Source organism: Candidatus Obscuribacterales bacterium, assembly GCA_036703605.1.
Lineage (GTDB): Bacteria > Cyanobacteriota > Cyanobacteriia > RECH01 > RECH01 > RECH01.
This window is the reverse complement of record DATNRH010001073.1, coordinates 1-23,995: the sequence shown is the minus strand read 5'-3', so window position 1 is coordinate 23,995 and position 23,995 is coordinate 1. Positions and strand designations below refer to the sequence as shown.

Annotated in this window: 21 protein-coding genes; 8 read left to right on the top strand and 13 right to left on the bottom strand. The window is 55.0% G+C overall.

Going from position 1 to position 23,995, the window contains the following annotated elements; translation table 11 throughout:
* Positions 1-575 precede the first annotated feature (575 nt).
* Positions 576-1,997, bottom strand: a complete 1,422-nt coding sequence (locus tag V6D20_22000) for an ABC transporter substrate-binding protein (protein HEY9818458.1) — start codon at positions 1,995-1,997, stop codon at positions 576-578.
* A 125-nt stretch (positions 1,998-2,122) separates the two neighbouring features.
* Positions 2,123-3,286, bottom strand: a complete 1,164-nt coding sequence (locus V6D20_21995) for a pyridoxal phosphate-dependent aminotransferase (GenBank protein HEY9818457.1) — start codon at positions 3,284-3,286, stop codon at positions 2,123-2,125.
* A gap of 491 nt (positions 3,287-3,777) precedes the next feature.
* Between V6D20_21995 and V6D20_21990 the strand changes: the two genes are divergently transcribed.
* Positions 3,778-5,730, top strand: coding sequence for an FAD-dependent oxidoreductase (locus tag V6D20_21990; GenBank protein ID HEY9818456.1), 1,953 nt, complete (start codon positions 3,778-3,780; stop codon positions 5,728-5,730).
* Positions 5,731-5,916: 186 nt separating this feature from the next.
* Complete coding sequence (locus tag V6D20_21985) at positions 5,917-7,008, top strand: aromatic ring-hydroxylating dioxygenase subunit alpha (GenBank protein HEY9818455.1); 1,092 nt, start codon at positions 5,917-5,919, stop codon at positions 7,006-7,008.
* Here the strand turns inward: V6D20_21985 and V6D20_21980 are convergent.
* The 6 genes from V6D20_21980 to trpC form a co-directional block, all read right to left on the bottom strand.
* Complete coding sequence (locus V6D20_21980; GenBank protein ID HEY9818454.1) at positions 7,005-7,571, bottom strand: adenylate kinase; 567 nt, start codon at positions 7,569-7,571, stop codon at positions 7,005-7,007. The genes V6D20_21985 and V6D20_21980 overlap by 4 nt on opposite strands.
* A 171-nt stretch (positions 7,572-7,742) precedes the next feature.
* Positions 7,743-9,248: a DUF1565 domain-containing protein gene (locus tag V6D20_21975; GenBank protein ID HEY9818453.1), complete on the bottom strand. Its 1,506-nt coding sequence runs from the start codon at positions 9,246-9,248 to the stop codon at positions 7,743-7,745.
* 419 nt (positions 9,249-9,667) lie between these two features.
* A complete protein-coding gene (locus tag V6D20_21970) occupies positions 9,668-10,252 on the bottom strand; it encodes a DUF1997 domain-containing protein (GenBank protein HEY9818452.1) in 585 nt (194 codons plus the stop codon).
* A gap of 221 nt (positions 10,253-10,473) precedes the next feature.
* Complete coding sequence (locus V6D20_21965; GenBank protein ID HEY9818451.1) at positions 10,474-11,421, bottom strand: DMT family transporter; 948 nt, start codon at positions 11,419-11,421, stop codon at positions 10,474-10,476.
* A 6-nt stretch (positions 11,422-11,427) separates the two neighbouring features.
* Positions 11,428-11,691 (bottom strand): DUF5340 domain-containing protein, encoded by a 264-nt coding sequence (locus V6D20_21960; GenBank protein ID HEY9818450.1) that lies wholly within the window; start codon positions 11,689-11,691, stop codon positions 11,428-11,430.
* Positions 11,692-11,868: 177 nt separating this feature from the next.
* Positions 11,869-12,750 carry an indole-3-glycerol phosphate synthase TrpC gene (gene trpC, locus V6D20_21955; GenBank protein HEY9818449.1) on the bottom strand — a complete coding sequence of 294 codons (882 nt, stop codon included), beginning with the start codon at positions 12,748-12,750 and terminating at the stop codon, positions 11,869-11,871.
* Between the two features lie 344 nt (positions 12,751-13,094).
* On the opposite strand from trpC, the gene V6D20_21950 reads away from it, so the two are divergent.
* Positions 13,095-14,801, top strand: a complete 1,707-nt coding sequence (locus V6D20_21950; protein HEY9818448.1) for a mechanosensitive ion channel family protein — start codon at positions 13,095-13,097, stop codon at positions 14,799-14,801.
* A gap of 65 nt (positions 14,802-14,866) precedes the next feature.
* Positions 14,867-16,624, top strand: coding sequence for an arginine--tRNA ligase (argS, locus tag V6D20_21945; GenBank protein ID HEY9818447.1), 1,758 nt, complete (start codon positions 14,867-14,869; stop codon positions 16,622-16,624).
* A 2-nt stretch (positions 16,625-16,626) separates the two neighbouring features.
* Here the strand turns inward: argS and def are convergent, their stop codons facing one another.
* On the bottom strand, positions 16,627-17,172 hold the full coding sequence (gene def, locus V6D20_21940; GenBank protein ID HEY9818446.1) for a peptide deformylase: 546 nt from the start codon (positions 17,170-17,172) through the stop codon (positions 16,627-16,629).
* 492 nt (positions 17,173-17,664) lie between these two features.
* Here def and V6D20_21935 point away from each other — a divergent pair, with 492 nt between their 5' ends.
* The 3 genes from V6D20_21935 to cbiT all read left to right on the top strand — a co-directional run bounded on the left by V6D20_21935 (position 17,665) and on the right by cbiT (position 20,069).
* On the top strand, positions 17,665-17,871 hold the full coding sequence (locus V6D20_21935; protein ID HEY9818445.1) for an NfeD family protein: 207 nt from the start codon (positions 17,665-17,667) through the stop codon (positions 17,869-17,871).
* Positions 17,872-17,932: 61 nt separating this feature from the next.
* The gene (locus V6D20_21930) at positions 17,933-19,426 is read left to right on the top strand and encodes an aminotransferase class I/II-fold pyridoxal phosphate-dependent enzyme (protein HEY9818444.1); all 1,494 of its coding nucleotides are present in this window, start codon (positions 17,933-17,935) and stop codon (positions 19,424-19,426) included.
* Between the two features lie 40 nt (positions 19,427-19,466).
* Positions 19,467-20,069: a precorrin-6Y C5,15-methyltransferase subunit CbiT gene (gene cbiT / locus V6D20_21925; GenBank protein ID HEY9818443.1), complete on the top strand. Its 603-nt coding sequence runs from the start codon at positions 19,467-19,469 to the stop codon at positions 20,067-20,069.
* A 160-nt stretch (positions 20,070-20,229) separates the two neighbouring features.
* On the opposite strand, the gene V6D20_21920 is transcribed toward cbiT, so the two are convergent.
* Together V6D20_21920 and V6D20_21915 are read right to left on the bottom strand one after the other, a co-directional pair.
* The gene (locus tag V6D20_21920) at positions 20,230-20,748 is read right to left on the bottom strand and encodes a hypothetical protein (GenBank protein HEY9818442.1); all 519 of its coding nucleotides are present in this window, start codon (positions 20,746-20,748) and stop codon (positions 20,230-20,232) included.
* Positions 20,749-20,753: 5 nt separating this feature from the next.
* Positions 20,754-21,002 (bottom strand): Ycf34 family protein, encoded by a 249-nt coding sequence (locus V6D20_21915; GenBank protein HEY9818441.1) that lies wholly within the window; start codon positions 21,000-21,002, stop codon positions 20,754-20,756.
* A gap of 260 nt (positions 21,003-21,262) precedes the next feature.
* Here V6D20_21915 and V6D20_21910 point away from each other — a divergent pair, with 260 nt between their 5' ends.
* Positions 21,263-22,537: a hypothetical protein gene (locus V6D20_21910; protein ID HEY9818440.1), complete on the top strand. Its 1,275-nt coding sequence runs from the start codon at positions 21,263-21,265 to the stop codon at positions 22,535-22,537.
* 93 nt (positions 22,538-22,630) lie between these two features.
* Here V6D20_21910 and V6D20_21905 read toward each other — a convergent pair whose 3' ends face one another.
* Both V6D20_21905 and thiS read right to left on the bottom strand, forming a co-directional pair.
* Positions 22,631-23,581: a DUF1517 domain-containing protein gene (locus tag V6D20_21905; protein HEY9818439.1), complete on the bottom strand. Its 951-nt coding sequence runs from the start codon at positions 23,579-23,581 to the stop codon at positions 22,631-22,633.
* Positions 23,582-23,771: 190 nt separating this feature from the next.
* A partial coding sequence (gene thiS, locus V6D20_21900; protein HEY9818438.1) for a sulfur carrier protein ThiS occupies positions 23,772-23,995 on the bottom strand: 224 nt, incomplete at its 5' end.

The window sequence follows — 23,995 nt, the reverse complement described above, 5'->3', positions numbered from 1 at the left end:
ATGGTTTCCCGTGCAAGACATGAGGGCTGGATCAATCCCTGGACGGGTCACCAAAACCAACGATACAGGAGGGGGTAGACCCTGCAGGGGTCTGCAGAGCAACCCCAAGATGAAAGGCTTGGGAAGACTTACACCCACCTCAGAGAGAGAGTCAGATAGGTGAACAAGGTTGGCTTTGCTCGTAGAGTTATTAAACCTGAATCTCTTTGAATATCTAAGGGGAATTCATAGTTTGCTGATGCCCTAGAGCGAAGTTGCCCTAGGGTGATCAAAGGATCTTATAGCCTCGAAATAAGAGCTTCAGGATTAGTACTTAGGGATTGGATAGACCAGCAATGGGTCAAGAATTGATGACGATCTGTATTACATTCAGTGTGCAGCACGGTTGCAAAAAATGGATAGGTTTTAAGAGTTTCTACAGACATGGACGTCTATATCCCGACACTCATTGGGAAACCCTATCACTGTCATTGAAGAGACCTATCATTCCCGTCGATAACATCAGGCATACGTCCGATCGAAACCATCGATCTAGGCTATTCATGCCAGAGCCCTAACTCACTGCCGATCGCCTCCTAGGGCAAGGGTGTGAAATCATACCCATAGCCTGATTCAGATCCTGGCTGCACCACCACAAGCTGTACCGCTCGGTTGCGATCGCCTGATGGTAGAAATTGAATCGTTCCAGATGCACCATTCGCCGAAAAGTTGGGAGCATTGAGCGCTTGATGGATACCTGCGCGAGTTGGGTTTTGGGTCATAGCTGCAATAAAAACCTGAGCTGCATCATAGGTCATGGCAGACCGCCAGCTCACATCTCCCCCCCAGAGTTGACGGGCCGCTTGGGGAAACGTCGCCGATGGGTCAGCATCCCGATGCCACGGAGCTGCCACTACCATCCCCACAGCATCGGCTTGTCCCGTTTGCAGCAGTTCTGCTGTAAATAAGCTGTCTCCCCCTAAGAGCTGCAAGCGCTGGCGATTGGCAGCGATCACCTGCAGTGCTTGGGGACGGGTTTGGGTATTGGTCGCCAACATCAACACCTGAGTGCCTTGCTGAATGGCTTGCTCTACGGCAGCGTTGGCATCAAACCCTGAGCTGACATCCACTTCTGCAGTGATTTGCCCGCCACCCGAAAATACGGCAGATGTGAAGGCATCCTTGAGCGAGATGCTGTAGTCGCTGCTGGAGTTGTAGAACACCGCTGCCTGCTGTAAATTTTCGTTCAGCATATGGCGGGCTAAGCTGTCGGCGGTGAAGCGATCGCTCTGGACGGTGCGAAACACATAATCACCCAGCTCTGAAATGCGGACGGAGGTGCTGGTGGGGGAAATCACCGGCAGATTTTGCTGTTGATACACCTCGCCGGCGGCTAGGGTGGCATCACTGCTGAAGTGACCAATGACGCCGAGAATATCTGGCTCACTCGCTAGGGTGCGGGCGAGTTGGGCCGCCGTATCTGGGTTATTGCTATCATCCGCGATCACCACCTTAAGGGGGGTACCTTGAATGCCGCCAGCTTGGTTGACCTCGTTTTGCGCTTGGGCGATCCCCCGCAGCAGTTCTTCCGTAGAATCAGTAGCGCTGCTGGCAGGAACGGCGATCGCCACCGTATAGGCAGGGCGATCAGCAATCCGAGCATTATTTAGGTAGATCAACGCTTCGGGATCATTGCGGTTGGCGGCTATGGCGGCTTCTAGCTGCTGCACGGCTTCGCTATAGTTTCCAGCCGCGATCGCCTGAATGCCGGCTTGCTTTTGAGGAGAGGTATTACTGGAAACCAGCAGGCGATCGCCTTGGCTGAGTTGGCCACTTTCTGGGGACGATGAACCAGGAGCAGCGGGATCGCTAGAGCCAGATGTTGTGCTGGTTACTAGGGGGCGATCGCCCCCTAGTAACCCAAGATTTCCCACCAGCCAATAGGCACCAAAGCCAATGGCTGCCAGGGTAATAAACAGCGACAGAATCAGGATAGGAGCTTCATTTTTCTGGGACATACGATACCGCCTTGAACGCTTGAACCAATCTCTTCCCCTAGCCTAGCCGCTTGGTGGCGATCGCAGATAGAGGAGATATCTGGATAGCTTGCCGAGATCATGCGTTGGGCGTCAAGAGCCGCGGGCTATCGAGATGCCACAAATGCCGCAATGCGATCAAACCCGGTTTTCAGGGTGGCTAGGTCTGTGGCATAGGAGATGCGCACGTGGTCATCGGCACCGAAGGCACCCCCTGGGATCACCGCCACTTGCTGTTCCTCCAGCAACTGATCGCAAAATTCCAGAGACGTTAATCCAGTTTTACTAATATTCAGAAAACTATAGAAAGCACCGTTGGGTGTTGGACAAGAGAGTCCGGGAATCGACGCGATCGCATCCAGCAAAAATCGGCGGCGTTCGGCAAACGCGCTGACCATCTCCTGCACGCAGTCTTGAGGGCCCTCACAGGCAGCGATCGCTCCATACTGGGCAAAGGTGCAAACATTAGAGGTGCTGTGCCCTTGAATGGTGGCAGCGGTTTTAATCAGCTCAGCCGGCCCAGCCAGAAAGCCAATCCGCCAACCGGTCATGGCGTAGGCCTTGGCAAAGCCGCTGCTGATGATCGTGCGGCTAAAGGCAGCCGGACTGACCGCGCCAATGCTCAAATGGGTTGCGCCATCGTACAGAATTTTGCTATAGATTTCATCCGACACCACCCAGAGATCATGGTCGTCCACCACCTTAGCTAAGGCACGAATTTCCTCCGGTGTGTAGACCATGCCCGTGGGATTGGCAGGGGAGTTGAGCACAAACAGCTTCGTGCGCGGCGTGATCGCCTGCTGGAGAGCTTCAGGGGTGATGCGCAGCCCCGTGCTGGTATCCGTGGGCACAATCACCGGCGTACCGCCAGCCAGCTTCACCATTTCTGGATAGCTCACCCAGTAGGGCGCAGGAATGATCACCTCATCCCCTTCTTGGATCATCGCCAGCATCAGGTTGAACAGGGAATGCTTGCCACCGTTGGTGACGATAATATTTTCGGGGCCATAACAAAGGTCTTCATCCTGCTGCAGGCGGCGGGCGATCGCCTCCCGCAGTTGCGGTTCCCCTGCGGCTGGGCCGTAGCGGGTCTTGCCTTGGTCAAGAGCTTGCTTAGCTGCTTCGCGAATATGAATCGGCGTATCAAAGTCGGGTTCGCCTGCCGTAAAGCTACAAACATCCACCCCATCAGCTTTCATGGCCTTCGCCTTTGCCGTAATGGCTAGGGTCACAGAGGGCTGAACGCTTCCGACTCGTGCTGCAAATTCCATGATGCAAAAAATCCTGTCTCTTTAACCAGCCGTTGATGAAGATTCGCGGTGAAAAGGCGCTAGCCCGTCATCGGCCAGCACTTGACTTGCTGAGGCTAAGCGATGAAGAGGCTACTCAGGTGACCCTCAAGGCATGTCCCCATAAGTTTTACGATACTACGTCACTGGAGAGACTCTACTGCTAGAGTTTCAGGAGATGTTCATATTTCGCAAGATGTCCTTCGCATCGTCAAAGTATCTCAGCAAGGGTGCAATTCACCCTGGGTAGAGCTAAAGAGATTCCGAAGTATCGTTGGGTTTTCCGCATTTGGGCGTATGTGTAATGTCAGCAGGTCACAGATGCAGGGTCTTAAATACTAGAGGCTAGACATCCGGAGTAAGATGCAGAGATTCTAAAAACTTAGCTATCATCCTCCATATCCATGCGATCGCTCCACGGGATTACCTTTGCTGGCTATTGACTGTTTTCCTTTGTTTCAACTGCATCGTTCATGAATCCAAAGCTTCAATCGCTATTGTCTACCCAGGTTTCTCGGCGTACGGTGCTCAAGCTGGCGGGCGTGAGTACGGTAGGAGGAGCCCTGGGCTATTCTCGGTTTTCTAAGCCCCAGCCTTCCACCTATCAAGAAGATGCGATCGCCCTGCCGACTCATCTCAGCCAGCCCCGACGAGCTGTGGTCGTCGGGGGCGGCTTAGCGGGCTTGGCAGCAGCCTACGAACTCAGCCAACGCGGAGTTGCGGTGACGTTGCTGGAAAAATCACCCCAGTTGGGCGGCAAAATCGCCAGTTGGGACATTGAAGTTGGTGGAGAGCCCCTACGTATGGAGCATGGCTTCCATGGCTTCTTCCCTCAGTACTACAACTTGTGGAGCTTGGTGGATGAGTTAGAAGCCCAAGAGAATTTCACCTCGCTACCTTTCTACGCCGTCGTCTATAAAGGCGATAAAAAAGCCTATGCGCCAGAACGCTTCCGACCAAGCAGTTCAGCCTTTCCCTGGAATATCGTCGATCTAGCGATCGCTTCTGATAACCGGTTGAACTGGGGTCTGAACCTGCTGAAGTTTTCCCATTGGCAGGTGTTTCGCGAAATTACCGGCTTCCATCCCCAACGCAGCTATGGCCGCTTGGATAACATGTCGGTGACCGAGTGGGTGAAGAACGACTTTCCCCAAGGTTTATACGACTTGTACTTTTTACCGTTTGCCAAATCGAGTCTCAATGCCCCGGATGTCTTGAGTGCAGGAGAACTGATGCAGTTTTTCCACTTTTACTTCTTTGGCAATCCCGAGGGGCTAGCCTTTCGCGGCACTCGCCAAGACATGGGCCGCAGCTTAGTTGATCCAATTGTGGCGGCAATTCAGAGCAAGGGCGGCAAGGTGCTCACCGGGGTCTCGGTCACCCAGGTGAACTGGGCCGATAGCCAAGTCGCCTCTGTAGACTATGTGGACGGTAGCGCCACCTCGCCAGCTCCCTTCTGGGTGGCAAAAAATGACGTGATTCCCACCGAAGGCGCAACCCAGTTCTACGGCGCAGGCGATCGCGTCTATGCTACCCAAAACCACACCGAAGTCCTATCCCTCACCTGCACCCATCAAGGCTGTACCGTACAGCCTGCGGCCAATGGCGAATTTCACTGCCCTTGCCACGGCGCTGTCTACGATGCTCAAGGGCGCGTGGTCAGCGGCCCCGCCCGCCGCGATCTAGATCGTTATCAGGTGGTACAAACCGAGGGCGATCGCATCCAGCTTGCCAGCGCGGATCCAACCCCCAGCATTGCCCAAACCTTAGATGCCGACTACTTTGTCTTCGCCACCGACGTACCCGGCGTTCGTTACCTGCTGGATCAATCCCAGGGAGACGTCCATCCCCAGATCCAAGAGCAAATTGGTCAGTTAGCGATCGCTGATCCTTTTGCTGTAGCCAGATTCTGGTTCGACCAAGACTTTGACTGGGAGTTCAGCGACTTCACCTCCCTGTCAGGCTATCGCCTCACCGATAGCATCACCCTCTACCATCGCATTCAGGACGACTATATCGAGTGGGCTAAGAAAACCGGCGGCAGTGTTGTAGAACTCCATGCCTACTGCTACAAAGAGCGGGACTTTCCCACCCAGCAAGCCATCCTGACTACCTTTGAGGAAGAACTTTACGACATTGTTCCCGCCCTCAAAGACGACTCCATGCTGCATCGAGAACTGGTCAACCAGAAAAACTTCTCCGGCTTCCCCCCCGGCAGCTACCCCAACCGTCCCGAAACCCAGTCTCTGGCTCCCAACCTCCTCTTCGCTGGCGACTGGGTGAAAATGCCCTTCCCCTGCGGCTTGATGGAGCGGGCGGTGAGTAGCGGCTTGCTGGCAGCCAATGCGGTTCTACACCAAGAGGGTCTGCAGCGTCGCACCTTACTCACGGTGCGCCCTCAAGGCGTATTCTCCATCCTCGCTTAACGCTGGGCCTATCGGTCAACCTGGGAGAACGGCCCACGTCTCTCAGGTCAAGGGATCAGGGGAAATGTCGAGGTGTTGCGTACTCCCCTAGTCGTCCCGCCAGATCCTGAACCTCCTCCCCGATCCTCTCCAATACTAAGGACTGGACGAGCCATCCCCTTCCCATTGCATTTGGTACCCACTGCGATGACTCAAACCTTTAGCGATCCTGTCGAATCTCCTGCCTCCCAGCCTGGATCCTTCGATGTGCGCCAAGCTGGCATCAATCCCAACCATTGGTATGTCGCGGCGCGCAGTGACGAGGTGACGACCACGCCCCGAGGGGTGACGATCTGGGGAGAGGCGATCGCCCTTTATCGAGATAGCCACGGCCAGGTGCAGGCGTTAGCCGATCGCTGCCCCCATCGCTTTGTCAAACTCAGTGAAGGGCAGGTGGTGGGCGATGAGTTGGAATGTGCCTACCATGGCTGGCGGATTGCTGGCGATGGACATTGTGCGGCGGTGCCCTACCTAGCCAAAGATCAGCGGCTGCCCTCCTGTCGAGTCCAGCTCTATCCGGTGCGAGAGCAGGATGGCTTTATTTGGGTCTTTCCAGGCGAGGCGGCCCTAGCCGAGCAGGTGAATCCCCTCAGCATTCCCGAGTGGGAGCATCTCAACTACATCGCCACCGTCTCGATCATCGACTGTCAAGCCCACTATTCCTACCTAATCGAGAACCTCATGGATATGTACCACGGACATCTCCATGCTGATTATCAAGCCTGGACAGAGGCGAAACTACAGGCTTTAGAGGAAACAAGCGATCGCGTCGATGTTCACTACGAAGCCCAAAGCTACTACCGCATTGACAAGATTTGGTCAATTTCCCAGCTCTTCTTTCCCAGCCTACGGCGGCTACACCCCGAGCCTCTAGACGTCAGCTATGTATATCCCAACTGGGTTTCGACCCTAGGGCAAGACTTCAAAATCTACTGCCTCTTTTGTCCCATCGGCCCTACCCAGACCCGCGCCTACCTGATCCACTTCACATCCCTCCAAGCCTTCTGGCGATTGCATAAACTGCCGATCGCCTTCCGCCGGTTTTTGAAACAGCGCCTTTTTGGTGCAGCTCAATCGCTGCTAGATGGCTTAGTGCGCCAAGATGTGGTGATGATTGAACAAGAGCAGCAGGCCTATTTGGCCAACCCCCAAGCTCGCCCCCATGAACTAAACCGCGCCTTAGTGAGCGTGCAGCGGCTGATTCGGGAGCAACATCAGCGATCGCTCAAGATACCCTAGGCTTCGGTACTTCCCTGGACAAGCGCTTGGCGAATAGCTTCTTGTACCTGCTCCATGGATTGGTTGCCATCAATCTTCAGCAGCCGCTTGCGGTAGCCGTAGTAGTCCAAAATCGGCACCGTCCGTTCTTGGATTAGTTCTAAGCGACGATGCACCACATCCGGCTGATCATCCGATCGCGATCGCTCCAACGATCGCTCCACCAACACCGCATTCGGCACCTCTAACCAGATGGCCCAGTCAATGCGCTGTTCTAAGGAGTCCAGCAAAAAGTCCAGTTCCTCCGCCTGAAACGCCGTCAAGGGATAGCCGTCTAGCAGCCATCCTTGCTGACTATCGGGCTGCTGTAATCGCTGGCGAATCAGCTCAATCATGATCTTATCGGGGACAAATTCGCCCTGCGCCACATAGGACTGCACCTGTTTCCCGAGGTCACTATGGGCAGCGATCGCCTCCCGCAAGATTGTCCCCGTAGAAATATGAGGAATGTTTAAAAATTGGCATAGCTGACTGGCCTGCGTGCCCTTGCCGGCTCCGGGCCCACCCAGAATAATTAATTTCACACTGACTCCTACGCCCTAATAAACGGACACCGCCATAGCCCCTGACCGAGGCCCTCTTGCCTAGCGTAACGCTAAGGGCGATCACTGGTCGAGAGGAGATGTCCTTACTGATACCTATCAATTACCTATCAATACTTACCTATGTCTACCTCTATCCAGCGTCAACCGTTTCTATCGGGATTCTAGACTAGCCTGAAACCCATAGCTAGTTAGTAGATCCACTAACTCTTGCGCATTGGCGCGATCGCTGAACGCCCCGGCCTGCATCATTGTCTGGCCATTGACCACCGTGGAAAATGCGCCCGGCACCAACGACTGAATCCGGGTGCGGGTCGTCGCCTGACTGGCCTCCACAAGAACCCGGTATTGGGCCATCGATCGACTAGATGACGCAACCGCATAGGATGTACCGCCAGAGACAGGCACCCGCGCCAGACCGCCCACATTGCCAACAGGAATCTCCATGCTAGGAACGGGTAACACATCCGGCGATCGCGTTGGAGCAGCAGCTTGGCTAGGGAAGGTTGCTTGAACAGGCGGCGGTGAAACCGGGATATCAATGGGGGTTTGCTGGGCCATGGGGTCTAGCAATCCTGGTGAAATCGTCCAACTAGGCTCTTGACGGCTCACCAAGGTAGACACGGCTGACCCTGACTGCGGCAGGATCACCGGAATCTCAACGGCATTCTCGGCAGGCTCCTCTAGCTGGTAGCCAACGGTCGAGCCCTGGTGCAGGATGCCATTGAGCTGAATGGAGGGAGCATCCCATGGGGAGGTTCCGGCCGCAGCAAGTGGAGATTGAACAGGAATGGCGATCGCTGCCGGTTCCGGCGCAGGTGTGGGGCTAGCTGGAGTGGCCACGGGAGGAATAGAGGTGGCAATGGAGTGATTAGGCTCCACGCGAGGCAGGGGAGAGGTTGTGTCTACAGGACGGGCAGTGGGCGGTGCTGGCTGCACCGTCACCGATGGCATGGAAGGGGATGCCTGAGCTGTTTGACTCGCAGGTGGTGCAGATGCCGCTGGGGTCGGATCAGCAGCCCTAGTCACTGCCACCATGCGGTTATTTTGCAGGGTGGGCTGACTAGCTTGGGTGACGTGCAGCGACTCAGCAGGCGATAGGCTGTTGTTCATCAACAGCGGTGTTCCATCTGCCACCCAGACGCTATGACCATTGGCCTGGGGATGGGTCACACTCACTCCCACCAAGGCGGCCTGCCCCGACAACATGACGGTAGCCGACCCTTGGGCCGATCCTTGAATGACAATGCCCTGGCCATAAAGCCCAGGATTACCTTGCAGCGTAATCTGACGATCGACCTCTAGGGGAAAGGTTTCGCCACTGTCGGCACTGTAGACCCCCGGTGCAAGCATAATCACGCTATTGGGCTCAGCTAATTCCAGAGCGCGGGTGATTGTTCTCAGAGGCGATCGCCCGCTAGCCCCATCCTGGCTATCCTGCCCCAGACGAGGATCCACGAAGAGAAGATGGGTGCTGGCGGAGGATGAAGCTTGCGCTAGGGTCACAGGGGCAGTGTTCGGCAAGGGTTGAGCGATCGCCCCCCCAGACCCCAACAGGCCCGCCGCGATCGGTAGGAGAGCCCAGCTAAGATGCTGCAGTATCGGTCGTCGGGGGCGAGGTGAGGCAATGGAGCAACGGCGCAAACGAGTAGACAACATAGCAATTCTAGGAGCAACAGAACGATGACACCAAAGGATGCACAATTGTAGTAGCGCTCGGCAAGAATGACACCTGGTTGATCAGCAAACTAGTATTGCAAGATAGAAAAACGAAGATAGAAGAACGAAAAGAGATGTTAGGACGCACAAGGGTTTCCGCTTTAGTCAATAGGCGGTTTACCTCTCAGAGGACTAGCCATACTAAATAATCCCCAGCGGCTGAGCAACTGGGGATTTTCTGTCGGTCGATGGTAACTCGCTAAGAACCTGACTAACTGACCAATCTTGTTCCTTAGGCTGGGTCGAGCAACGGGACACCCAGTACCAGCTCAGAGTCCGTTGGGTTACGCTGACGCTGACTCAACCTACGGGAGAATCAGGATGACAGAGGTTTTGTCGATCAATCAGGCTAAGACAAGCTAAGAACTAATAGGACTATTGCCCAACACCATACCCTGGGGTGCCGACTGCTGCTCTGGATCCGTGGCCCAAACCGCATAGTCCGACAATAATTGATGCATCAAACGCTGTTTGATCGTCAGTAAAACACTTTGCAGCAGTCCGTTACCGGTGGCTTCCAGAATAGGGCGCGGCGTTAGCCAAAGCGGCGGCGGTAGATCGACGCCGACGGAAAGATCCGCTTGTCCGACCAAATGGGGTTGGTTCTGATGGATCTGAGGACGGAGTTTGCCCAGCAAATCTAAGCTAAACCGCTGGTTGATATAGTCATTGCCGCGAATTTCACACCCCACCGATCGCAGATGAATGGTGCCATCTGAACTACCCCACAATCGCAAATCCACCGTGGGCTGCACGCTAATCATCATGAAACTGAGCGATCGCATCTTGAGACGAAAAACTTCCGGGCTCAGTTGTTCCGTGCGCTTGGGATCCACCAAGGCCCGAATTAGGCGCTGGGGTTGGCGGAGATAGTGCTGAATGGGCACCGATTGCTCAGGAACAGCCAAGCATACGGATTGGGAGGCGTTAAATTGAACGTTCATAGCCAAAACATGCGATCAACCGAGCGATACCACCAGGGGACAGATTAAAATCCATCGGCGGACGTTCTTCATTAAACTTAACAACTTTCTCAGGGTTTGAACTGAGGAGTCGCTGAGTTTTGCTGAAAAGCCGTGAAGAATTGACGGCTGTCCTTTAGCATCTAACGAAATATACCGATAATCGCTAGGTTGTTCATCATTCTTTATGCAGATTCTTGAAGTTAGCTCTGCAGTTGCTCAGGCTTCCCCACACGTTTGCTGAGGGCGATCGCCACCGAGCCACCCACCACCAGCAGGGCTCCCACAAAGCCTAGGGCGCTAATGTGTTCTGGAGCCACCAATCCCGGAAACCAGCGCGCCGCCACCTGCATGGAAGCGATTGTCACCAGGGGCGTGAGGGAAATAATGGCACTGACCCGAGAGGCTTCCAGGTGTTCCAAGGATTCGCTGAAGGCACCGTAGGCAAGGAGGGTGTTGATACCGCAGAAGATTAACATGCCCCATTGAAACAGCGACAGCTCTAACAGATCCGGTAATTGGGATAGGGGTAAAAATAGCAGGCTGCAGCCGCCGTAGATAACCAGCATGATGGAGGGGGAGGGAAGCACTCTCAAAAGTTGCTTTTGGGCCAACGCGTAGATCGTCCATGTAAGACAGGCCAAAACCGTTAGGCCGTTCCCCAAGAGATAGGTAGTGGTCGATTGCAGCAGCACCTGCAGTTGTTCATGGAAAAACAGCGCCAGCCCCAAGGTCATGACTCCTAGACCTGCCCACTGCAACCGACTGTAGCGTTCCTTAAAAATCACGAGGGCAGCTAGACCAAAGGTGACCGGCGCAAGCTGCATCAAAACTTCCACATTGGTGGGAGATGTGAGTTTTAAACCAATGAGGAAAAATAAATAGTTCAGACCTAAAAACACGATGGCGATCGCCATCAGCTTGAAGGAGGCGCTGCGAAGCTGTTTTCCCTGGGGAAATTGTCCCTGCTGTTTGAGGTAGAGGGTTAAAACGCTGAAGGCGATCACAAATCGTACACAGGTGATCGTGTATACGTCTAAAACATTCAGCACAACGGCCAGGGCAATGGGCAGAATTCCCCATAGCAGCATCGTCGTGGCAGCGAGGATCATCCCATACTGCCACCGTCCAGAGGTTTGATGTAGCGTCATGGATGGTTAGGAAGGGAGCGATCGCTCCGAGGGAGATGGCTCTGAGGCGTCGTTGTTGAGAGACCAGTGAAAATCGATGTCAATATGAGCGCGCTGGCAGGTTTCTTCTAAATGTCGCTGCTGACTACGTGCTTTCCGTAGGGTAATGATCAACTCATTCAACTGTTCTCGCAACTGGGGCTGATTGCCAACCGCATGGGCAGTTTGGCGCTCTAGCAGTTGCAGCAGGAGTTCATAGTGAATATGAGAGGGTAGGGGGATGCGATCCATAGGGGTAAGAGTTCAGCCGTAACGATAGTAGAACGAGACTAGGCAGGTAGACCCCATAGGGTTAACATGCCCGGTTGTCGGGGTAGAACAGCTAGGAAACGGACTGATGCTGGCGCAGAATCAGACATCTATGGCGGCTGGGAGGGCGATCGCCGCTCCACATGGTTGGGGCAATGGTTAGGACAGCAGGGAGGCGATCGCTGCCCCAGGATCGTCTTGCCGCATTAAGGATTCTCCTACCAAGATGGCATTCACCCCTGCCTCGGTCACCGTTTGCACATCAGCGGCGGTATGAATACCCGACTCACTCACCACGATAATATCGCGCTCTTGCAGGGCCTGCCGCCGCTCTGCCATGATCTGACAGGTGGTTTGCAGGTCAACATGAAAGGTTTCAAGGTCGCGGTTATTGATGCCCACCAACTGCACGCCATCGAGCGCCAAGACGCGATCGAGTTCTTCCAGGGTATGCACTTCCACGAGGGCAGTCATGCCGACCGTACGAACAATCTTGAGGAAGTATTGCAGATCCGCATCTGACAAAATGGCCGCGATGAGCAGGATCAGATCGGCTCCACAGGTGCGGGCTTTATAGATTTGGTAGGGGTAGATGATGAAGTCTTTGCAGAGCAGGGGGATGTCCACAGCGGCGCGGATAGCTTTGAGGTAGTCAAAGCTGCCTTGGAAAAATTCTTCATCGGTTAAGACCGAGATACAGGTTGCACCATGCTCAGCATAGGCTTGAGCGATCGCCACTGGATCGAAATCAGGGCGGATGACGCCTTTACTGGGCGATGCCTTTTTCACTTCGGCAATCAGAGACGGAGTGGTGCGGACTTGGCGCAGGGCCGCTAGGGCGTCGAGGGGTGGCGCGGCATCCGGAAGCTGCTTGCGTAGATCCAGTAAGGGAAGGCGATCGCGCAACGCATCCACCTCATTTTCCTTATGCCACACAATTTTTTCGAGGAGATGAAGCGGTTCGGCACCAGGCGCAGCGACCTGATACTGAAGATAGCTGACTTGAATGGCAGGGCTAGGCGGACGGCGGCGAATCTGCATGAAGGGTAAAACGGCTGAAAACTCGACAGTGGATGGATGAGGGAAGAATGCATGGAGCCAACCCCAATCCTGTTTCCATTATGGGTTGATTTGGCGCGGATTTTCGAGCCCCGCTCCGTTTTCCCTAGATCCAAGAATCTTGAGAGTTATGCTGCCAACGTCACCGAAGAAACTATCACAATTCATCTGAATTCATCTGATCGGTGGAGGGCAAGGAAGCGATCGCGACCTAGCCTGGCCATGGCAACATCAATCCAATTGTTAGCGAACGCATCATAATAGATATCCACCTTGATACATCTTGATAGTTAACGTCCTAGTTTTCCCCATCTGGGGTGAGGTACATGAAACGATCTAGAACTCGATGGCGGCGATCGCTGCAGGTGAAAGCCAAGCATCTTTGGGTGAAATGGCTGGCATGTATGATGCTGTTGTTTGTGCTGATCAGCGGACTCCATATCGTCTCCGTCTCTGCCCAGCTTCCGAGCCCTGCAGACTTTACCGATCCGCTACCCATATTTAAGTCCACGCTGGCTCAAGATGAGATCGAAAGTGCTTGGGTGCGGCTGGATGGACAGCCGCTCTTTCGGGTAGCGGCCCCAGCATCCGACCTTACTCAGCGGGTTCAAGATATTCAACGGAACCTATCAGCCGTCAGCCGTGCCTATCGCGAGAGCGAAACATCAGAGCTGAACCTAGAATTGCGGGGTGCCGCTGACCTTCCCACCATCTATATCAACGATCGCTATGTGATGACCGTCACGCATCTCGATGCTCAGCTTGAGATGACCACCCCCATGGCCCATGCAGAGCGTCTGAAGGATACCATTCCCCAAGCCTTGCGAGAATCGGCCCGAGAGCGACAGTCGTCAGCCCTGGCCGAGCAATCTAAATGGGCGATCGCCATCTTATTGGGCATGTGTGTCTGTAGTTTTGGCATCTCCGTAGCCCAGCATCAGTGGCGATCGCGACGACGAGCGGCAGCTGGACAGCCCACTACCACGTCGCAGATCAGCCAACGTCGCCGGGAAGACGTTGGTGCTATTCAGTCCCTAGCTTTTCAGCTGAGCCAAGGGTTGGTGTGGTCAGCAGGACTTCTATTAATCTTGCGACTATTTCCCCAAACTCGCTGGATTCAGGTATGGGTCTTGACCCGTCTGCCCACCTATCTATCCATGCCACTCATTGCCCTAGGCATCTACATCATCATTCGCCTTAGTTTTGTCAGCATTGACTGGTTTATCGACACCCTCGCCGATGGCGGATTGCTCACCCCCAATCGCGATCAGCGCTTACAGCAGCGAGTCTCAACCATTTCTCGGGTGATCAAAGGCGTCACAGTGCTCCTCTTGGTGCTGATTGGCATTTTTATTGTGCTGATTAACTTTGGGGTTGATATTGCCCCCCTGATTGCCGGTGCTGGTTTAATTGGTGTTGCCATTTCCCTGGCATCCCAAAATCTGATTCGAGATGCGATTAATGGCTTCTTAATCCTGGTGGAAGATCAGTATGCGGTCGGCGATGTAATCGCCGTGGGCAACGTCTTTGGCATGGTGGAAAATATCACCCTGCGCATCACCCAACTCCGCGATCCAGAAGAGCGCTTGATTACCATTCCCAACAGTGAAGTCAAGGTCGTCTCCAACCTATCCAGCCGCCATTCCCAAGCCGATATCCGCATCCCGGTGGCCTATAGCGCCAATATTGATCAGGCGTTAGATCTTGTGCGGCAGGTCGGGGAAGAGTTGGCCTTAGACGAAGAATGGATGGGCAGGATTTTGGCTAAACCGCTGACCCTAGGGTTGGATGAATTTGGCGATCGCGGCATGGTGATCCGCGTATGGATTCGTACCCAGCCGTTAGAGCAATGGAATGCGGCCCGCGAATATCGTCGGCGTATTAAAGTAGCCTTCGACCGCGCCAAGATTCCGCTGATGCTATCCCAGCAAGAGCTGTGGCTTCATGATACCGAAGTAGAGATGGCGCCGCCGCCCATGGCCTATCCACCAGCCGACGCAACCCATACGCCCTCCGCCGAATCAACGATCTAAGTTCGGGGTATCGTGGAACAGTAACGTCATCCAACTCACGTTTATCCTCGAACATTCCTAGGTTCATGAACTCCACGATCGCCTACCTTACGACTCAACTTGAAGCTGCCCTCGTTGCCGCCTTTGGCCCCGACCTAGCCGGCACCGATCCGGTCTTGGTACCCACCACCAATCCTAAGTTTGGCGACTACCAGGCCAACGTAGCTTTGTCCTTGGCCAAGCGTCTCCAGGATAAACCTCGGGCGATCGCCGAAGCTTTAGTAGCCAAGCTAGAGGTTAGCGACTGTTGCGAACCACCGGCGATCGCTGGACCAGGGTTCATTAACCTAAAATTGCGCACCGACTATCTGCAAGACCAACTGCGGCAGATGCACCAAAGCGATCGCCTTGGCGTGGCCCCCACCCCAGCGCCCCAGCGGGTGATTGTAGACTTTTCCAGCCCCAACATTGCCAAAGAAATGCATGTGGGCCACCTGCGCACCACAATCATTGGCGACTCCCTAGCGCGGCTGCTAGAATTTCGCGGCCATGACGTGCTGCGGCTCAACCATGTTGGTGACTGGGGCACTCAATTTGGCATGTTGATCACCCATTTGCGAGACGTTTGCCCCGAGGCGATCACCGATGCTAGCACGGTCGATATTGGCGATCTGGTAGCTTTCTATCGCCAGGCTAAGCAGCGTTTTGATGCCGAAGATGACTTCAAGGAGCGATCGCGTCAAGCGGTGGTGGAACTGCAGGCTGGTGATGACTCTGCTCGAAAGGCTTGGCAAGTGCTCTGCGACCAATCGCGCCGCGAGTTTCAGCAGCTCTACGATCGCATGGATATCCGCATCACCGAGCGGGGCGAGTCGTTTTACAATCCCCTGCTGGCCGACGTGGTGGCCGATCTAAAAGCATCGGGGCTCCTCGTAGAAGACCAGGGTGCCCAATGCGTGTTCCTCGAAGGATTTACCAACAAAGAGGGCAATCCCCTGCCGCTGATTATTCAAAAGTCTGACGGCGGCTACAACTACGCCACCACTGACCTGGCCGCCATTCGCTACCGCACTCAGCAGGATCGGGCAGAGCGGGTGATCTATGTCGTTGATGCGGGTCAGGCCAACCACTTCACCCAGGTCTTTCAGGTAGCCCGGCGGGCCGGTTGGGTGCCAGAAGGTGTCGAACTGATTCACGTGCCCTTTGGCGTGGTCAAGGGTGATGACGGCAAGAAATTTAAGACGCGATCGGGGGATACGGTACGGCTGAAAGATTTGCTAGATGAAGCAGTGCGCCGGGCCCAGGCCGATGTGGAAAACCGCCTGCAGCAAGAAGAGCGGCAGGAGTCGCCAGAGTTCATCCGCCATGCCGCCGAAACCATCGGCATGGCAGCGGTGAAGTATGCCGACCTTAGCCAAAACCGCACCAGTGACTACATTTTCAACTACGATCGCATGTTGGCCTTACAGGGCAACACAGCCCCCTACATGCTCTACGCCTACGTGCGGGTTCAGGGCATTAGCCGCAAGGGCGATATTGACTGGAGCCAACTCCAGCAAACCGTGCCGGTGGATCTAGAAGACGAAACAGAATTTACCCTGGCGCGCCACCTGCTGCAATTGGATGAGGTGATTCTGGCAGTGGAGGCAGACCTGTTGCCCAACCGTCTCTGTCAATACTTATTTGAACTGAGTCAAAAGTTTAACCAGTTCTACGATCGCTGCCCGATTTTACAAGCAGACGAGCCGAAACGTACGTCTCGACTCGTCTTAGCAGATCTGACTGCCCGTACTATTCGCTTAGGACTATCGCTGCTAGGCATTTCTGTCCTAGAGCGTATGTAGCCCTATTGACCAGCCAGCACAGGCGTCAGCACCCGTTGGCGGTATTCCTGTTCGGTCATCAGCTCTTGGGGCTTTTGCAGGCGCTCGAGAAATACCATGCCTTCCAGATGATCAAATTCATGCTGGAAAATCCGGGCAATGAAATCGGTGAACACCTGCCGCTGCAGCTTGCCAGCCGGGGTGGTATATTCCACCTCAACGGCCTGATAGCGGGGCACTCGACCACGAATATTAGGAATGCTCAGACAGCCTTCCCAATCGGTCACACAAGCCTCCGAGTGATCAATCATCCGAGGGTTGATCAACACAGTCGGTTCCATTATGGGCGCATCGGGATAGCGCTCGTTGGGATGGGAAGCCATCACCACAATCCGGTGGGGACTACCCACCTGGGGAGCCGAGATGCCCACTCCCTGAGATTGGATCAACGTCAGAATTAGATCATCAATCAGCGGCTGCACCCAATCATCCTGCACATTGGAGATAGGGCGGGCAGTTTGCCGCAGGACGGGATCACCCAATTGCGAAATCGGTCGTTTGTCGGCCATATTGAAATCCCTGAGTTTGTCTATGGCACCACAGCGATCGCCTTCTATCAATACCTAAAGCAATGGGAACAGAGATATGGTTTTCATATGAAGGGGCAAACCATCAGGGCGATCGCTCAGCGGCTGGGGCTTAGGAACCAGCAATTGCGACCAAGGATGGGTTGCTAGTAGGGGGGTGTTATGAATGGAAGGTTGAAGGCAACAGCGTGGCGTGGATGAGCCTAATCAGCTCATATTTACTGTAGCGAATTTCTCGAAAGCTGGTTTGAATTTGCAATTAAACTTGAATGAGAAATCGTAACAAGACTAGTTTGCAATGATCTCGGCTAGGTTTCCCTTTGAATAGCTGCATTCCAGGCTGAATTTCATGTTCCATCAGAAGCGATCGCCCTAGGACAGTTTCTCAATTGGTTGTGGCACTGCATAGTTGGTTCCCTAGTCATCCGACATAGAGGTAATGGTCCACTATCAGGATGCCCGGAGGCCGTGATCATGACTTGGAACACTATTGACCCCTTCGATTTTTCAGACATGCCTGCGATCGCCACGGTGGAATGGGTAGAACCCCGCTTGCGCGTCACCTATTCAGCATCAACCTGGCCCGCCAGCCTGGTGATGCCCATCAACAGTCCTCTAGAGTTAGGACAGCAAGTGCGTGTCATCGGCCGGCAAGGCTTGACCTTACTTGTCACGCTCTAACCCTTGCCCCCCTCAGCACCTGATCTCTCTCCATCTCGCAAAGGCAGGGCCATGCAGGATAATGACTCCTGTAGCGCGATCGCTCTTCATGGCCCAGTTCAACCACCTCGACGCCCACCAAACGCCCTTGCTCGACGCCCTGAGGGCCGCCGCCACGCGTCCCCATGCGCCCTTCTACACCCCCGGACATAAACGAGGACAGGGAATCTCTCCGCGTCTAGCAGCCCTCTTCGGAACTGAGGTCTTTCGCGCCGACCTGCCAGAATTGCCCGATCTCGATAACTTGTTTGCCCCCGAAGGCGTGATTCGTGCCGCCCAGGATTTGGCTGCGATCGCCTTTGGTGCCGGGGAAACCTGGTTTTTGGCCAATGGTTCCACCTGTGGCATTCAGGCAGCGGTGTTGGCCACCTGTTCGCCGGGTGATTCTCTCATCCTGCCGCGCAATGCCCATCGCTGTGCGATCGCCGCCTTGATTCTCTCAGGAGCCATGCCGGTCTTTGTGACACCGGAGCTAGATAGCCAAGGACAGATTCCCCTAGGTGTCTCCCCAGGGGCGATCGCCCACGCGCTAGAGCAGCATCCTGCCGCCGCTGTGCTGCTGGTATCGCCCACCTACCACGGCGTTAGTAGTGACCTACAGGCGATCGCCACCCTGGTTCATAGCTACGACCTTCCCCTGATTGTCGATGAAGCCCACGGGGCCCACTTCGCCTTCCATCCCCAGTTTCCTCAGACTGCGATCGCCGCCGGGGCCGACCTAGCCGTGCAGTCTATCCACAAGACCCTAGGCGCTATGACCCAAGCCGCCATGGTACATAGCCACCTCCACAGCCGCATCGATCGCGATCGCTTGGTTGATAGCCTGGCCCTCGTGCAGTCCAGCAGTCCCAGCTACCTACTCTTGGCGTCCTTAGATGCAGCGCGGCATCAGATGGCGATCGATGGCGAAAAGTTGATGGCTCAAACCTTAGATCTGGCCGATTGGGCTAGGCTAGAGCTATCCAAGATTGACGGTGTCCGCGTTTGGACGCCTCCCACGGGTACCCCCTGGGATCGCACCCGCCTGACCCTGGATGTGAGCGGTTTGGGATGGACAGGGTTTGCAGCCGATGAGTATCTGCACCAAACTTTAGGGGTGACGGCAGAACTGCCCAGCCTGCACCATCTCACCTTTGTCATCAGCCTCGGCAATACCCGTGAGGATCTGCAGCATCTCGTACAAGGCATTCAAACTCTGGCGCAGGACAAGCGATCGCCCCTGTCCCTGCTTAACCTCCCTTTGCCGCCGCTGCAGGTGCCAATCCTCTCCCCGCGCCAGGCCTTTTTCAGCCGCCGCCGTACCGTGCCGGTCTCAGACGCCATCGGCCAGGTCTGCGCTGAACTCATCTGTCCCTATCCCCCCGGCATTCCCGTCCTCATGCCCGGCGAACCGATTACCATCGAAGCGATCGCCTACCTCACTCAGATTTGTACCATGGGAGGCACGATCACCGGCTGTGCCGATCCGACCTTGCAAACCTTGAGTATTGTGGATGAGGCGATCGCCCTTCCCTAAGCTGCCCCAGCACCGCCCACAACCTCATCATCCTGATTCTATGGTTTCTGAACTTTGGCCCTACCAAACCCCTGGCATTCCCGATCGACTCTTTGAACGGTTGCCCGGCATTCCCATGAGTAAACGCGAGGTGCGTGTCTTGCTCATTTCCCATATGTACCTACGTCCTAAGGCCGTGCTATGGGACATTGGCGCAGGCACCGGTACGATTCCCGTCGAAGTGGGTCTGCTCTGCCCTAAGGGAAAAATTATGGCCATCGAGCGAGACGAAGAGGTGGCTGGTCTGATTCGCCGCAACTGCGATCGCTTTGGCGTCACCAATGTACAGGTGGTTGAAGGCAGTGCGCCCGATTGTCTGACCGATCTCAAGCCCCTGCCCGATTGTGTCTTCATTGAAGGTGGGCGATCCGTGAAAGCGATCGCTCAAACCGCTTGGGCCTGTCTCAAAGCGCCAGGGCGCATCGTCGCCACCGCCACCGATCTCACCAGCCTCTATGCCCTGTCAGAAACCTTGGCAGAACTCCAGGCGCGCAACGTGGAAGTTATCCAATCCGCCGTCAACCGCCTAGAGTCGCGGGGCAACAACCAGGTCTTTGCCGCCGTAGATCCCATTTTTATTCTGAGTGGCGAAAAACTCACGTGACCATCGCCCAGCCCTGTCCTGCTTGTACCTGAGTTCGATGATGTTCTGAGTAGAAAACTCTATACAGGCAGGACGCGTGAGCAACAGCGTAACGCATCAAAGCCTTATGAGATGGTGCGTTATGGCTCTAACAGTACCCTACTCCTAGGCTCAGGTTCTATCAAAATGAAAACAGGGACAGAGGAGGAGCTTCAATAAAACTGAACGGCGGTAGGCCAAGAAAATCTGACACCAGCCAGGCAGCATTCTGGGCTTTCTCTAAGTTAAAGAACGTATCAGACGACAGGGCAAGCCGCTCCCGCGATGAGCGCAGCTCTAGGTACACCCAATACACCCGTCCCTCTCGCCACGAACGCTTGCGATACCGCCGCTCTTGCAGGGTGATATGGGAAACGGTGGGCAAAGGAACTACCGTAGTGTTAGTACCCCGCAGACCACTGCGTTGATAGGTGAGGCGGCCCTTTTGCTTATCAAACACGCAGGTCACCTGATCTCCCCGCCAGAGCAACAGAATCAGGGCAAAGCTTAGCAAGAAGAGTGCATAAAGGGCTCGGGCTGTGGCAGTGCCCGACACACCCGCCACAAAAATATAGACGATCGCCCCTGCTGCCGTCAGCCAGCGATGCACAGGATTATACCGAATGACTAGTCGCTGAGGAGTTTGCTCAAGAATTTGCATGGTGATTAGGTCGGAACCAGTTCTCCCGGACGCAACCGCGACCACTTGCCTTGATCAGCGGTAAAACTTTCGCACCCAACCACATCCCACTCCATCTCAATCTCTTGATCATGATGGCGGATATTGACATTAATCGTCGGTTCAACGGCTTCGAAATCTGGAGATTCTGTGAGATGGGGTTGCTGATGCTGGTGCTCGACCTCATGATAGGTAATACAGCGATCGACGTAGCGGCAGTTGACGCAAATACACATCTCAAAGCCTCCCCCTGGGTAAAAATGACCAACCAATGACCGTTTTTTGTTAATCTAACTCATGTTTTGCCGAATCTGGGCTGTCGTTGGGTAGATGTTGCAAAATGCAACGATTCCCCGATCGCCCCATTCAACTTCCCCGGTGTAGGCATTGGCTCGGCAGATTCATGTCTCCATGACTATCCCCATAACTGTCCCACTTACTGTCGTACCCTCCCCTCTGGGAGGCTGTGTTCTATCCCTTGATTTCTTTACAACAGGTGTCTAAATCCGCATCGGTCTTATCCCCAGAGACGTGGCCATTCAGCGTCAATTGGCTACCATCCGATGCCTATTTGGTGGGTGGCAATGTTCGCGATGCCTTACTAGAACGGCACGCCGACTATCTGGATCTAGACTTTGTGCTACCCCATCATGCGGTGGAAACCGCGAAAGCGATCGCTAAACATTACCGAGCTGGCTTTGTGGTGCTCGATGCAGAACGCCAAATTGCCCGCGTTGTTTTCCACCAAGCCACGGCAGACTTTGCCCAGCAGGTCGGTGACACCATTGACGCCGATCTTAAGCAGCGCGACTTTACGGTGAATGCGATCGCCTACCATCCAGCCAGTCAGACCCTTTTTGATCCGCTCCAAGGCTATGCTGACCTACAGCAGCGGCAAATCCGCATGATTGCCCCCTGCAACCTCCAGGATGATCCCCTACGGCTGCTGCGGGCCTATCGCCAGGCAGCTCAGCTCGGCTTCTGGCTCGATGCCGACACCCGGCACACCATTCAGGGGCTAACGCCGCTCTTGCAGCATATTGCCGCCGAGCGGGTGCAGTCGGAGTTAAATTATTTGCTAAGTGCCCCTAGCGGTACGGCATTTTTGACCATGGCCTGGCAGGATGGTCTCTTTCGCCATTGGCTGAGCCACGCCACAGCCGCATCCATGGCCTGCATCGCCCAGATTGACCGGGCCGCGATCGCCCTTGACGAACACTATCCTGCCCTTGCCGCCGAACTCACCACCTGGATGCGCGATCAGCAACATGCCTCTGGAGTGGGGCGCAGTTGGCTACGCATCGCTAAGCTGGCCTGCCTCATCTCGTCGGTGCCGGCCCAGGCAGAGGCAGAACTGTGGCAGTTGAAATATAGTCGAGCCGAGGTGCAGTCGGTGGTCACCGCCCTCAACCACAGCCATGTTTTTGCTGACTTTGCTGAGCGTGGTCTATCAGCCCGTGAGCAATACTACGCCTTCCGCCATATAGGAGCGGCGCTGCCGGCGCTGGTGGTGCTGGCGCTAGGACAAGGCGTTGCCCTAGGCGCGATCGCCCCCCTGATTGAGCGGTTCCTAGATCCTCAGGATGCGATCGCCCATCCCGTTCCCCTAGTCAGCGGTCGAGACTTAATCCAGCATCTGCAAATTCGCCCCAGCCCCCGCATTGGTCAACTGCTAGAAGCCATTCAACTAGCCCACGCCGAAGGCCAAATTCACACGGCATCGGAGGCCATTGCCTGGGCGCGATCGCTGGTGGAAAACAACCTGGCCTAGCGTCATTCCACAGCAAAGACGGGTGGGTCTTATTGCTAGACCCACCCGTCTTATTATGTTTCAGTGAGCCTCAGTTTGCTCGCCGAGGCTCATCTAGACCAGTCGTAGGTCAGGATATTCCGCCAGCAGCTCATCCGCCGATAGGGTATCGCCCTCGGCTTGGGGTGTCCATAGCACCTCCAGAGCCGCAAGTTTATCCCCAGCGATCGCGCCCATCTGGCTCAGCGCCCGACGCAGATCTTGAGAGCTTTGAATGGTCGGCAGATCCAGCTTGCCTTGGTTGGCCGTAATTAGCGTGACCACAATGTATTCGCCAGGCTGATCCGGTAGCTTAGCGGGATCAATCTCGCCTTTGGCACCTAGGGCCAAGCGATCGCTGGCCTGACGCAGTTGGTTATTCACGTTAGACAGCGTTTCTTCGCTGAACTTACTGCGCTCCGTCAACGCCAGCCGGTTAAACTGCAGTTCCGCAGAATCCATCTTGGCCTGTTGGCTGCTGCTGCTGCCGTAGACCCAATATTCCGGGTGCCGCAGCAGCGATAGGCTGGTTTCTTGCAGCACTTGGGCTAGCCCAGCAGTGGAACCTGTATCAGCAGACTCCGCAATGCGGTTTAGGTCATCCTGTAGGGTGCGGGCATCAGCCAACAGCGCCACCTGCAGTTTGTTCACCGACATGGTGGGGTTGTAGGTTTCCTCCATCGTCCCATTCTCCTGCGATCGCCGCACCGCCGACATCAGGAAGTTGCCCACGGCAATCACCATAAAAATGGTGAACAGACCGCCAAAGCCACCGCCAAAGCCGAAGAAGGGGATCAAGAAGGGAAAGCCGAACCCACCGCCACCATAATAGCCGCCCCCTGGAGCTGGCCGAGCTGGAGAAGTGTAGGTGCGACTGGGCGCTGACCGGAAGCTACCGCCTCCCATGCGTCCACCACGGGCCGCCAAGGCGCTATCGGCTTGGCCAAAGACCAAGGCAACCATGAGGGCAAGGGCTAACAGGGGCTTAACTAGGGACTTGAAGCGTTTAATTCGTGTGTTGTGCATAGTGTTTGTGTTATTCCAGCAAACCAAGACCAGGGATGGCGATCGCTTCATCTAGAGCGATCGTTGATGCTCAAGGTTGGGTTGATGGCGTTGAGCATCCTACGCTCCCTACTTATTACTGTACTGTCTTGTTCTTCAGAACCGAGGCGAGCTTAAGGAGGAATTTATGGGGAATATCCGAACTCGACGTCTAGCCGCCGCCCACAATTGTGACCACTTCGAGGCGATCGCCCTCTTGGATTAAGGTTTGCTCCCAAAACTGACGATGGAGAATTTCGCCGTTATACTCCACCGCCACTAGGCGAGGATTCATGCCAATTAGGTTTAAAAACTGGGGTAGCGACGTTTGGGACGGACAGGTTTGGGTCTCCCCATTCACCGTCAGGGTTACAGAAGCTGAAGTCATAAAGTAGC

Bases quoted from the DNA above. Each gene is read 5' to 3' on its own strand.
- V6D20_22000 (HEY9818458.1), bottom strand. From the start codon at position 1,997: ATGTCCCAGAAAAATGAAGCTCCTATCCTGATTCTGTCGCTGTTTATT.
- V6D20_21995 (HEY9818457.1), bottom strand. From the start codon at position 3,286: ATGGAATTTGCAGCACGAGTCGGAAGCGTTCAGCCCTCTGTGACCCTA.
- V6D20_21990 (HEY9818456.1), top strand. From the start codon at position 3,778: ATGAATCCAAAGCTTCAATCGCTATTGTCTACCCAGGTTTCTCGGCGT.
- V6D20_21985 (HEY9818455.1), top strand. From the start codon at position 5,917: ATGACTCAAACCTTTAGCGATCCTGTCGAATCTCCTGCCTCCCAGCCT.
- V6D20_21975 (HEY9818453.1), bottom strand. From the start codon at position 9,248: ATGTTGTCTACTCGTTTGCGCCGTTGCTCCATTGCCTCACCTCGCCCC.
- V6D20_21970 (HEY9818452.1), bottom strand. From the start codon at position 10,252: ATGAACGTTCAATTTAACGCCTCCCAATCCGTATGCTTGGCTGTTCCT.
- V6D20_21965 (HEY9818451.1), bottom strand. From the start codon at position 11,421: ATGACGCTACATCAAACCTCTGGACGGTGGCAGTATGGGATGATCCTC.
- V6D20_21960 (HEY9818450.1), bottom strand. From the start codon at position 11,691: ATGGATCGCATCCCCCTACCCTCTCATATTCACTATGAACTCCTGCTG.
- trpC (HEY9818449.1), bottom strand. From the start codon at position 12,750: ATGCAGATTCGCCGCCGTCCGCCTAGCCCTGCCATTCAAGTCAGCTAT.
- V6D20_21950 (HEY9818448.1), top strand. From the start codon at position 13,095: ATGAAACGATCTAGAACTCGATGGCGGCGATCGCTGCAGGTGAAAGCC.
- argS (HEY9818447.1), top strand. From the start codon at position 14,867: ATGAACTCCACGATCGCCTACCTTACGACTCAACTTGAAGCTGCCCTC.
- def (HEY9818446.1), bottom strand. From the start codon at position 17,172: ATGGCCGACAAACGACCGATTTCGCAATTGGGTGATCCCGTCCTGCGG.
- V6D20_21935 (HEY9818445.1), top strand. From the start codon at position 17,665: ATGACTTGGAACACTATTGACCCCTTCGATTTTTCAGACATGCCTGCG.
- V6D20_21930 (HEY9818444.1), top strand. From the start codon at position 17,933: ATGACTCCTGTAGCGCGATCGCTCTTCATGGCCCAGTTCAACCACCTC.
- cbiT (HEY9818443.1), top strand. From the start codon at position 19,467: ATGGTTTCTGAACTTTGGCCCTACCAAACCCCTGGCATTCCCGATCGA.
- V6D20_21920 (HEY9818442.1), bottom strand. From the start codon at position 20,748: ATGCAAATTCTTGAGCAAACTCCTCAGCGACTAGTCATTCGGTATAAT.
- V6D20_21915 (HEY9818441.1), bottom strand. From the start codon at position 21,002: ATGTGTATTTGCGTCAACTGCCGCTACGTCGATCGCTGTATTACCTAT.
- V6D20_21905 (HEY9818439.1), bottom strand. From the start codon at position 23,581: ATGCACAACACACGAATTAAACGCTTCAAGTCCCTAGTTAAGCCCCTG.